Raw genomic sequence first — 10,663 nt, forward strand, 5'->3', positions numbered from 1 at the left:
CCCGCCCCTCGCGCCGTCCGAGCCCTCCTCCCGCCCCGCCCGGCGCGTACGCGCCCCGGCGCCCGGGGCGCCCGCGCGCGGGCGCCCGACCAGAGGAATCCGGCCAACCACGCAGAGCTACAATCAAGCCCTGGCCTGATCGTCGGCGCCGCCGGGGACGAGCGGGAACACCGGGGGCCGCTCGCGCATTGAACCGGAGAACGGTGGAGCGGCACCGCACCCGCCGACCGCGGACCGCGGTCGGCTGGCGTGAACCGTGGGGTCGCGCGTCACCCCGTGCGTCCTCGATGTGACGGGCACATGAAACGGTTTGCCGAACACGCATAGGGTGCAGGGAACTCACCGGAGGACGTGTCCGAGGACCCACCGGGCACACGGCGTCGACGAGCGAAGGAGGGAGCCGGAGCGATGGGCGACCACAAAGAACAGCCCCTGCGGGTGGGCGCGGCCGTGCGCCGCCGGCGCCGCTCCCTGGAGCTCACCCTCGCCGTCGTGGCCGAGCGCAGCGGCCTGTCGGTGCCCTTCCTGAGCCAGATCGAGAACGACCGCGCGCGGCCCAGCACCAGCTCGCTGGAGAAGGTCGCCGACGCGCTGCGCACCACCGCTGTCGAACTCCTCGCCGCCGCCGACCCGGCGTGCAGCGTGGACGTCGTGCGGGCCGAGATCGTCGAGGTCGCAGGCCGGCTTCCGGGGGAGGCCGCCGACGCCGAGCCCCGGTCCCGGTCCCTGGTGCGCGGGCACCACCAGATGCACGCCTCGGAGTTCACCGGCGACCACGACGCCGGGCGCGAGTTCCAGTACCGCAACGACCAGTTGATGTACGTCGCCGACGGCGCGGTCGAGATCGAGGCGGAGGGCCGCGCCTACCGCCTGGGCCGTGGCGACACCCTGTACCTCACCGGCGGCGTCCGCCACCGCTGGCGGGCGACCGTGGCGGACACGCGCGTGGTCGTCGTCGCCGTGGCCGAGCACATCGAGGCGGTCCGGGACCGCGACCGGGGGCGCAAGCGCTAGTGCGGGTCGTCTCCCTGGTGCCGTCGCTCACCGAGGCCGTCGCCGTCACCGTGCCCGGCGTCCTGGTCGGGGCCACCGACTGGTGCAGCCACCCGGCCGGTCTCGACGTCACCCGCATCGGCGGGACGAAGAACCCCGAAGTCGAGCGGATCGTCGCGCTCGCCCCCGACCTGGTGATCGCCAACGAGGAGGAGAACCGGGAACCGGACCTGGCCGCCCTGCGGGCGGCCGGACTGCGGGTTCTGGTGACGGAGGTCCGCGACGTCCCGCAGGCCTTCCGGGAGCTCGCGCGCGTCCTCGACGCCTGCGGCGGGCCGGCCCGGCCGGACTGGCTGGCGCGGGCCGAGCGGGCCTGGGCGCAGCCGCCGCCGCTCGGCGGACGCCGGACGGCCGTCGTGCCGATCTGGCGCCGCCCCTGGATGGTGCTGGGCCGGGACACGTTCGCCGGTGACGTGCTGGCCCGCCTGGGCGTCGACCACCTGCACGCCGCTCACGCCGAGCGCTATCCGCGCATCCCGGTCGGGGAACTGCGGGAGGCCGGACCGGACCTGGTCGTGCTGCCCGACGAGCCGTACCGCTTCACCGCCGACGACGGCCCCGAGGCCTTTCCCGGCGTGCCGTGCGCGCTGGTCAGCGGGCGGCACCTGACGTGGTACGGACCGTCGCTGGCCGAGGCCCGCGAGGCGCTGGATAAGGCCCTGCGAGCAGCTCACCGCTGAGCAGCCCGCGCACGGTGTGCCGGGCGGCGACGGCCCAGGCCGCGACCAGCACGAGGTACAGCGCGCAGGCGAGCGCGTCGAGGGCGGCCAGCCCGGTGTGCCGGGCCAGCGCGGCGGCCCCGGTCACGCAGGTGCCGACCGGGAAGGTGAACGCCCACCACGTCATCGCGAAGCCCATGCCGTGCCGGCGGGCCCGCACCACGTGGGCGGTGGCCAGACACAGCCACAGCAGCGCGAAGCCCATGACGGGCACCCCGTAGAGCACGGCGAGAGCGCCCAGACCCTCGGGCGCGGCGAGACCGCTGCCGTCCGGCCCCGCCACCACCCCCGGAGCGACCTCGGCGAACTTCCCGGCGGCGGTCGTGGACTGTCCGAGCGGACCGAGCACCAGGAACAGGGTCGGCGTGAGCGCGAGGGGCAGCGGTCCGCCGGTCACCAGCCGCCCGAACACCAGCGGCAGCATGACGAGAGTGGCCAGCAGGCTGAGCCCGAACAGCGCGAAGCACGCGTAGAGCAGCGTCTGCCGGGGCTGCCCGGCCGGCAGGTACGGCACCAGCAGCGGACCGAGCGCGGCGGACACCATCGGCGCGACGAGCGGCAGCAGCCACACCGGCGTGGCCTGCGCCGCCGTCACGCGGTGCCGCACGGCCATCAGGTAGGGCACGGCCACCGCGGCCGTCAGGGCCACGAGCGTGCCGACGGTGAACAGCACGGCGTCGAGGGCGACCGCGAGCCCCACGCCGACCCAGTCCCGGCCCACGGTGAGCGCGCCGCCCCCGACGGCGAGCAGCGCCATCGCGAGGCAGCCGTAGAACGGGGCCGTCGCCGGGTCGAGAAGGTGCGCGCGGGCCTGGTCGCGATGGTGGCGCCAGTGCAGGGCGCGTGCGGCGAGCAGCGCCGCCAGCAGGACCAGGGAGAGCGCCCAGAACGCCGCGCACAGCGGCCGCAGCCCCGGGACCCGGACCGGCAGCGCGACGCCGGCGGTCGCGACGATGGCGGTGCCCATGACCGTGGCGTACCAGTTCGGTCCGAGGTGACGGACGGCGTCGGCGCGCGGGCGGGGGAGGGCGGGCAGGGGCTGGGCGACGGTGACCATGCCTCCACGGTCGCCCGCGGGCACGGCCGCCCACCAGGGAGGATGTCTCTATGGGGGCATAAACTGGGTTTATGGGCAGCGAGGAGGGGCGGCAGGAGGACGGCGGCTCGATCGCGCACCGGGTCCCGGACCTGGGCGCGCTGGAGCTGCTGCTGGCGGTGGCGCGGCTGGGCAGCCTGGGCGCGGCCGCGCGGGAGCTCGGCATCACCCAGCCCGCCGCGAGCAGCAGGATCCGTTCCATGGAGCGCCAGTTGGGCGTGGCGCTGGTGGACCGTTCGCCGCGCGGTTCCCGGCTCACCGACGCGGGCGCGTTGGTGACGGACTGGGCCGGGCGGATCGTCGAGGCGGCGCGCGCCTTCGACGCGGGGGCGCGGGCCCTGCGCGACCGGCGGGACTCGCGGTTGCGGGTCGCCGCGAGCATGACGATCGCCGAGTACCTGCTGCCCGGCTGGCTCCTCGCCCTGCACGCGCGGCGGCCGGACACGGCGGTGTCGCTGCTCGCCGGCAACTCGGCGGCCGTCGCGGAACGGCTGCTGGCGGGGGAGGCGGACCTCGGTTTCGTGGAGGGGCTCACGGCGCCGGCGGGCCTCGACTCCGCCGTGATCGCGCACGACCGTCTGGTCGTCGTCGTCGCCCCCGGCCATCCGTGGGCCCGTCGCCGCCGCCCGCTGGACGCCTCCGAGCTGGCCTCGACGCCGCTGATCCTGCGCGAGAAGGGCTCGGGAACCCGTCAGGTCCTCGACACGGCCCTGGGCGGCCTGGCCCGTCCGCTGATCGAGCTGTCCTCGACGACGGCCGTGAAGGCGGCGGCGGTGAGCGGGGCCGGCCCGGCGGTGCTGAGCGAACTGGCCGTGGGCGAGGAGCTGGCGCTGCGACGACTGGTGGCGATACCGGTGGACGCGGTGCCGCTGACCCGGGATCTGCGGGCCGTGTGGCCGGCGGGGCACCGCCCGGCCGGCCCGGCGAGGGAGCTCCTGGCGCTGACCCGCGGCTGACGGCCCCCGGAGCCGCTCAGCGGGCGGGGGGCGCCGGCCGGGCGGCGAGACGCGAGGCGGCGGTGACCAGGGCGCGCATCACCTCCACGTCCTCGCCCATCTCCGGATGCCACTGCACCCCCAGCGCCCAGCCGGCGGACGAGGGCAGTTCGACGGCCTCCACCGTGCCGTCCGCCGCGTGCGCCGAGGCCACCAGACCCGTGCCCAGGCGGTCCACCGCCTGGTGGTGGTAGGTCGGCACGGAGGCCGGCTCCGGGACCACCCGGGCGTACAGGGTGCCCGGCACCGGCTCGACCGGATGGCGGCCGACGACGCCCACGGCCCCGACGTGCCCGTCGAGGTGCTGGGTCAGGGTGCCGCCCAGCGCGACGTTCAGCAGCTGCATGCCGCGGCAGACGCCGAGCAGCGGCAGACCGGCCGCGAGCGCCGCCCCGATCAGGGCCAGCTCCCAGGCGTCGCGCTCCGGCGCAGGCGGCCCGGTGCGCGGATCGCGCTCCGCGCCGTACCGGGCGGGGTCGACGTCGGGGCCGCCCGCGATCACCAGGGCGTCGACACGGGCCACGGCGGCCGCCGCGTGCTCGGGCGCGTCCGGCGGGAGCATCGCGGCCAGCCCGCCGGCCCGCTGCACCAGCCGCGGGTACCCGGCGGGCAGCAGCGCCGCGTCCAGCTCCCAGACCCCCCAGCGCGTGCCCCGCTCCAGATACGTGCTGACGCCGATCAGCGGCCGGCCGCCCGCCGTGCCGGCCCCGGACGCCGTCGCCTCCGCCGTGGTCGTCATGTGCTCCTCCGGCCGTTCAATGGACCGCCTTCATACCATTGTGCGGCCCCCGCGCGTGCACCCCTCAGGCGAGGAAGCCCCTGAGCAGGGCCGCCGTCCCGGCGCAGTGCTCGCGCATCATCTCCCGCGCGCCGTCCGCGTCGCCGTCCAGCACCGCCTCCACCAGCGCCGTGTGCTGGCGCTGGGAGTGCTCGAGGTTGCGTACCAGAAGCGGTATGCAGTCCAGCAGGTCGTTCACCGTGGCCCGCACCGCCGCGTACTGCCCGGCCAGCGAGGGGGAGCCGCACAGTTCGGCCAGCGTCAGGTGGAGCAGCGTGTCCCGGCGGCGGTACTCGGCCAGCGGGGCGTCCGCCGTGCGGGCCAGGGCCTCGCGCAGCCGCCCGGCCCGCTCCTCGTCCAGACCGTGGGCGGCGCACAGACCCGCCGCGCCCACCTCCAGCACCTCCCGGAAACGCAGCACGTCCTCGAGGTCGGTCCGCGCCACGCGCCGCCGCAGCTCGTCCTCGCCGCCGCCGTCCGCGCGCGGCAGCACGAACGTCCCGCCGTAGCGGCCCCGGCGGGCCTCCACCAGTCCCTGGTCCTGGAGCACCCGGAGCACCTCGCGCAGCGTCACCCGGCTGATGCCGAGCCGCTCGGCCAGCTCGCGCTCGGCCGGCAGCCGCCCGCCCCCCGGCACCAGGCCCAGCCGGACGACCTGGAGGATCTGCTCCAGCGCCTCCTCGAAGCCGTTGCCGGCCCGCACCGGGCGCAGCACCGGGGTCAGCCGGTCGTCCGGACCGCCGTCAGCGCTCACCGCCACAGCGTCGCGCCCCCTTCCCAAGCAATGGTTCTCCGCAATACCTTATGGCCATCGGTCACCGGCCGACCCGCAGAAGGCGACGCAAGCCAGGAAGCCTGAGGAGGCCCTCCCGTGGCAGACCGCACACCCCCGCTCGCCGTCGAGGAACTGCACGCCCTCGTCGCGGGCGGCGAGATCGACACGGTCGTCCTCGCCTTCCCCGACATGCAGGGGCGGCTCCAGGGCAAGCGGTTCGCCGCCGCGTTCTTCCTCGACGAGGTCCTCCGCAACGGCACCGAGGGCTGCAACTACCTCCTCGCCGTCGACACCGAGATGAACACCGTCGACGGGTACGCCATGTCCTCCTGGGAGAGCGGTTACGGCGACTTCGCCATGCACCCCGACCTGTCCACCCTGCGGCGCGTGCCCTGGAACGCCGGCACGGCGATGCTCGTCGCCGACCTGGCCTGGCACGACGGCTCACCCGTGACGGCCGCCCCGCGCCAGATCCTGCGCCGCCAGCTGGACCGCCTGGCCGAGCACGGCCTCACCGCACAGGTCGGCACCGAGCTGGAGTTCATCGTCTTCAAGGACAGCTACGAGGCCGCCTGGGACGCGAACTACCGCGGCCTCACCCCGGCCAACCAGTACAACGTCGACTACTCGGTGCTGGGCACCGGCCGCGTCGAGCCGCTGCTGCGCCGCATCCGCAACGAGATGGCGGGCGCCGGCCTGACCGTCGAGTCCGCCAAGGGCGAGTGCAACCCCGGCCAGCACGAGATCGCCTTCCGCTACGACGAAGCCCTGGTCACCTGCGACCAGCACGCGATCTACAAGACCGGCGCCAAGGAGATCGCCGCCCAGGAAGGCGTCTCGCTCACCTTCATGGCCAAGTTCAACGAGCGCGAGGGCAACTCCTGCCACATCCACCTCTCGCTCACCGACGCCGACGGCGCCAACGCCATGGCCGGCACGGACCAGGACCCGGACGGCATGTCCGAGCTCATGCGCCACTTCCTCGCCGGACAGCTCGCCGCCCTGCGCGACTTCTCCCTGCTCTACGCCCCCAACATCAACTCCTACAAGCGGTTCCAGCCCGGCTCCTTCGCCCCCACCGCCGTCGCCTGGGGCCACGACAACCGCACCTGCGCGCTGCGGGTCGTCGGCCACGGCCGCTCCCTGCGCTTCGAGAACCGGCTGCCGGGCGGCGACGTCAACCCGCACCTCGCGGTGGCCGGCCTCATCGCCGCCGGCCTGTACGGCGTCGAGCGGAAACTGGAGCTGCCCGACGCCTGCGCGGGCAACGCCTACACGGCCGACTACGCGCACGTGCCCACCACGCTGCGCGAGGCCGCCGAGCTCTGGGAGAACAGCCCGATCGCACGGGCCGCCTTCGGCGAGGAGATCGTCGCCCACTACCGCAACATGGCGCGCGTCGAGCTGGCCGCCTTCGACGCCGCGGTCACCGACTGGGAGCTGCGCCGCTCCTTCGAACGCCTGTGAAAGGTCACCCCTTGTCCGACCCGCACGAGCTCGTCGTCCTCGACCCGGCCACCGAGGAGGTCGTGGCCACCGTCCCCGCCGCCACCGCGGCCGACGTGGACGCCGCCGTCGTACGCGCCGCCCGCGCGCAGTCGACGTGGACCGCGCTGGCCCCCGCCGACCGGGCCCGCCTGCTGCGCCGCTTCGCCGACGTCGTCGACGCCCACGTCGAGGAACTGGCGCTGCTGGAGGTCCGCGAGGCCGGTCATCTGCTCGGCAACGCCCGCTGGGAGGCCGGCAACGCCCGCGACCTGCTGCTCTACGCGGCCGGCGGCGTGGAACGGCTCCTCGGCCGGCAGATCCCCGCCCCCGGCGGCTGGAACGTCACCTTCCACGAGCCCCTCGGCGTGGTCGGCGTGATCGCCCCCTGGAACTTCCCGATGCCGATCGCCGCCTGGGGCTCGTTCCCGGCCCTCGCCGCCGGCAACGCCGTCGTCCTCAAACCCGCCGAGACCACCCCCCTCACCGCCCTTCGCCTGGCCGAACTCGCCCTGGAAGCAGGCCTGCCCGAGCACCTCTTCCAGGTGCTGCCCGGGTACGGCGCGGTCGCCGGCCGGGCGCTCGTCGACCACGGCGGCGTCGCCAAGATCGTGTTCACCGGCTCCACCCGGACCGGCCGCGAGGTGATGGAGCGCTGCGCCGGGCAGGTCAAGCCGGTCACCCTGGAACTCGGCGGCAAGAGCCCCAACGTCGTCTTCGCGGACGCCGACCTGAAACGGGCCGTCGACCCGTTCTCGTTCCTCGACAACTCGGGCCAGGACTGCTGCGCCCGCACCCGCATCCTCGTCCAGGAGTCGGTGTACGACGAGGTCGCCGACCACCTCGCGCGCGAACTGGCCGCCGTCGTGGTCGGCCACCCGGCCGACGAGGGCACGCAGATGGGCCCGCTGATCTCCCGTCGGCAGGTCGACCGCGTGCGGTCGTTCGTGCCCGACGACGCCGAGGCGCTGCGCGGCGGCGCGCCCGAGGGCCCGGGCTTCTGGTTCCCGCCGACCGTCCTCACCGGCGCCGCGCCCGACTCGGCGGCCGCCCGCGAGGAGATCTTCGGCCCCGTGGCCGTCCTGCTCCCCTTCACCGACGAGGCCGACGCGATCCGGCTCGCCAACGACACCCCCTACGGCCTGTCCGGCTCGATCTGGACCCGGGACGTGGGCCGCGCGCTGCGCGTCTCGCAGGCCGTGCGCGCCGGGAACCTGTCGGTCAACTCCCACTCCAGCGTCCGCTACTGGACCCCCTTCGGCGGCTACAAGCAGTCCGGCGTCGGCCGGGAGCTGGGGCCGGACGCCCTGACCGCCTTCACCGAGACCAAGAACGTCTTCATCAGCACGGAGGGCCCCGCACAGTGACCAGAGAGATCGTCTGCCGCCGCCTCGTGGGGCGCACCGCCGTCGTCACCGGAGCCGGCAGCGGCATCGGCCTCGCCACCGCCCGCCGGCTCGCCGCCGAGGGGGCGCACGTGGTCTGCGGCGACGTCGACGAGACCCGCGGCAAGGCCGCCGCCGAAGAGGTCGGCGGCCTGTTCGTGAAGGTCGACGTCACCGACCCCGAGCAGGTCGAGGCGCTGTTCCGGACCGCTCACGACACCTACGGCAGCGTCGACATCGCGTTCAACAACGCCGGGATCTCACCGCCCGACGACGACTCCATCCTGGAGACCGGCCTGGAGGCCTGGAAGCGGGTCCAGGAGGTCAACCTGACCTCCGTCTACCTGTGCTGCAAGGCCGCCATCCCCTACATGCGGCGCCAGGGCAGGGGCTCCATCATCAACACGGCGTCGTTCGTGGCGAGGATGGGCGCGGCGACCTCGCAGATCTCGTACACGGCGTCCAAGGGCGGCGTGCTGGCCATGTCCCGCGAGCTCGGCGTGCAGTTCGCGCGGGAGGGCATCCGGGTGAACGCCCTGTGCCCCGGCCCGGTCAACACCCCGCTGCTTCAGGAGCTGTTCGCCAAGGACCCGGAGCGCGCCGCCCGCCGCCTGGTCCACATCCCCGTCGGCCGGTTCGCCGAGGCGGAGGAGATCGCCGCCGCCGTCGCCTTCCTGGCCAGCGACGACTCCTCCTTCGTCAACGCCACCGACTTCCTGGTCGACGGCGGGATCTCCGGCGCCTACGTGACCCCGCTGTAGGCCGCGCGCCGGGTCACAGGAACGTCCGGCCCTCGCCCCGGTACGTCGGCACGGTCGCCGTCACCGACTCGCCCTCGACGAGGTGCAGTTCGTCGAACCGCTCGCACAGCTCACCGGCCTTCGCGTGCCGGAACCACACCTTGTCGCCGATCAGCAGATCGTCGGCGGGGGAACCGATGAGCGGGGTCTGCACCTCGCCGGGGCCCTCCTGGGGGTCGTACCGCAGCCCCTCGGGCAGGTACGGCACCGGCAGCCGGTCGGGCCCGGCGGCGCCGGAGGCGGGATACCCGCCGCCCAGGACGGTCACGACGCCCACCCCGGGCCGCCGCACGACCGGCTGCGCGAACAGCGCGGCCGGACGCCCGCTGAACGACGTGTAGTTGTCGAAGAGCCGCGGCACGTACAGTCCCGACCCGGCGGCGATCTCCGTGACGGCGTCCTCGGCCGCCGTGTGCTGCACACTGCCGGTGCCGCCGCCGTTGACGAACTCCAGGTCCGGCACCACGGCCCGTACCGCGCGCACCACGGCCGCCCGCCGCTCGGCGAGCTCACGCCGGGCCGCGGCCTGCATCAGCCGCACGGCCCGGGAGCGCAGGGGCCGCCCCGCGACGGAGTCGCCCACCCCGGCGATGTGCCCCTCGTACGCCATGATCCCCACGAGCGCGAACCCGGGCCGCCGGGACACCGCCCGTGCCACGTCCGCCACTTGGGCGGGGGAGTGCAGCGGGGAGCGCAGTGCCCCGACCCGCAGCCTGCCGCCGAGCAGCTTCAGCGAGGTGTCCAACTCCAGGCAGACACGGATCACTTCGGCGCCCTCGCCGCGCGCCGCGTCGATCAGGTCCAGCTGGGCGACGTCGTCGACCATCACGGTGACCGCGCCGGCCAGCTTGGGATCGGCGGCGAGCTCGGCGAAGCCGGCGCGGTCGGCCGACGGGTAGGCGAGGAGGACGTCCTCGAAGCCCGAGCGGGCCAGCCACAGGGACTCGGCGAGGGTGAACGACATGATCCCGGCGAAGCCGTCCCTGGACAGGACGCGTTCCAGCAGCGTCCGGCAGCGCACCGACTTGCTGGCGACGCGGATCGGCTTGCCCCCGGCCCGGCGCACCAGATCGTCGGCGTTGGCGTCGAAGGCCTCCAGGTCCACGAGGGCGAGGGGGGCGTCGAGATGGGCGGTGGCCCGGTCGTAACGGGCCCGGTCGGCGGCGCGCGCAGTCATGCACGCAGCCTGCCAGACAGGATTACCGCAGGGTAGGGGGACGTTCCGGGCAGAAGCCCCGGCGGCGCGGACGGGTTCCCGTTTGCCGGGCGACAAGCCGTAGAGTGACGCGCACGCACGCAGGGACGGCTCCGACCGGACGCCCGCGTCGGGATGCCGCTCCGCTCGTGCGGGTATGGCTGCCCGGAACGGACGGCCGCGTCCGCCCGGGCCACGGGCGACGGGAACGACGGCCCGCGAACCGCAACGACGGCCCGCGGACGAGGAAACGGGGGGTGCATGAGCACGGAAGCACGCCGCGCCTCCGTCCCTCCGCGACCCGAGGTGCCGCCCCGGCCCGAGACGCCGCCCCAGCCCGGCGTCCCCCCGCGCCCGGCGGCCCCGCCCCGCCCGTCCCGGC

Annotated in this window: 10 protein-coding genes; 6 read left to right on the forward strand and 4 right to left on the reverse strand. The window is 74.9% G+C overall.

The features are described 5' to 3' along the window. Positions 1-408 precede the first annotated feature (408 nt). Positions 409-1,014, forward strand: coding sequence for a helix-turn-helix domain-containing protein (locus KMS84_RS19415; RefSeq protein ID WP_256917535.1), 606 nt, complete (start codon positions 409-411; stop codon positions 1,012-1,014). Beyond that, a complete protein-coding gene (locus KMS84_RS19420) occupies positions 1,014-1,733 on the forward strand; it encodes a helical backbone metal receptor (RefSeq protein WP_256917536.1) in 720 nt (239 codons plus the stop codon). The genes KMS84_RS19415 and KMS84_RS19420 overlap by 1 nt, the downstream gene beginning before the upstream one ends. Here KMS84_RS19420 and KMS84_RS19425 read toward each other — a convergent pair. Continuing rightward, the gene (locus KMS84_RS19425; RefSeq protein ID WP_256917537.1) at positions 1,645-2,829 is read right to left on the reverse strand and encodes a TDT family transporter; all 1,185 of its coding nucleotides are present in this window, start codon (positions 2,827-2,829) and stop codon (positions 1,645-1,647) included. The genes KMS84_RS19420 and KMS84_RS19425 overlap by 89 nt on opposite strands. A 71-nt stretch (positions 2,830-2,900) precedes the next feature. Here KMS84_RS19425 and KMS84_RS19430 point away from each other — a divergent pair, with 71 nt between their 5' ends. Beyond that, positions 2,901-3,824: a LysR family transcriptional regulator gene (locus tag KMS84_RS19430; protein WP_256917538.1), complete on the forward strand. Its 924-nt coding sequence runs from the start codon at positions 2,901-2,903 to the stop codon at positions 3,822-3,824. Positions 3,825-3,840: 16 nt separating this feature from the next. On the opposite strand, the gene KMS84_RS19435 is transcribed toward KMS84_RS19430, so the two are convergent. Together KMS84_RS19435 and KMS84_RS19440 are read right to left on the reverse strand one after the other, a co-directional pair. Beyond that, positions 3,841-4,602, reverse strand: a complete 762-nt coding sequence (locus KMS84_RS19435; RefSeq protein WP_256917539.1) for a gamma-glutamyl-gamma-aminobutyrate hydrolase family protein — start codon at positions 4,600-4,602, stop codon at positions 3,841-3,843. A 64-nt stretch (positions 4,603-4,666) separates the two neighbouring features. Then, positions 4,667-5,401 (reverse strand): FadR/GntR family transcriptional regulator, encoded by a 735-nt coding sequence (locus KMS84_RS19440; protein WP_256917541.1) that lies wholly within the window; start codon positions 5,399-5,401, stop codon positions 4,667-4,669. A 111-nt stretch (positions 5,402-5,512) separates the two neighbouring features. Between KMS84_RS19440 and KMS84_RS19445 the strand changes: the two genes are divergently transcribed. Genes KMS84_RS19445 through KMS84_RS19455 form a run of 3 tightly spaced genes read left to right on the forward strand, consistent with a single transcriptional unit; the run spans position 5,513 to position 9,047 of the window. Beyond that, complete coding sequence (locus tag KMS84_RS19445; protein WP_256917542.1) at positions 5,513-6,883, forward strand: glutamine synthetase family protein; 1,371 nt, start codon at positions 5,513-5,515, stop codon at positions 6,881-6,883. Positions 6,884-6,894: 11 nt separating this feature from the next. Next, complete coding sequence (locus tag KMS84_RS19450; protein WP_256917543.1) at positions 6,895-8,268, forward strand: aldehyde dehydrogenase family protein; 1,374 nt, start codon at positions 6,895-6,897, stop codon at positions 8,266-8,268. Continuing rightward, positions 8,265-9,047 carry a 3-oxoacyl-ACP reductase gene (locus tag KMS84_RS19455; protein ID WP_256917544.1) on the forward strand — a complete coding sequence of 261 codons (783 nt, stop codon included), beginning with the start codon at positions 8,265-8,267 and terminating at the stop codon, positions 9,045-9,047. The genes KMS84_RS19450 and KMS84_RS19455 overlap by 4 nt, the downstream gene beginning before the upstream one ends. 13 nt (positions 9,048-9,060) lie before the next feature. Here the strand turns inward: KMS84_RS19455 and KMS84_RS19460 are convergent, their stop codons facing one another. After that, positions 9,061-10,263 (reverse strand): amino acid deaminase/aldolase, encoded by a 1,203-nt coding sequence (locus tag KMS84_RS19460; protein WP_256917545.1) that lies wholly within the window; start codon positions 10,261-10,263, stop codon positions 9,061-9,063. Between the last annotated feature and the right edge of the window lie 400 nt (positions 10,264-10,663).

It is taken from the genome of Streptomyces hilarionis, assembly GCF_024539675.1.
GTDB classification, from domain to species: Bacteria; Actinomycetota; Actinomycetes; order Streptomycetales; family Streptomycetaceae; genus Streptomyces; species Streptomyces hilarionis.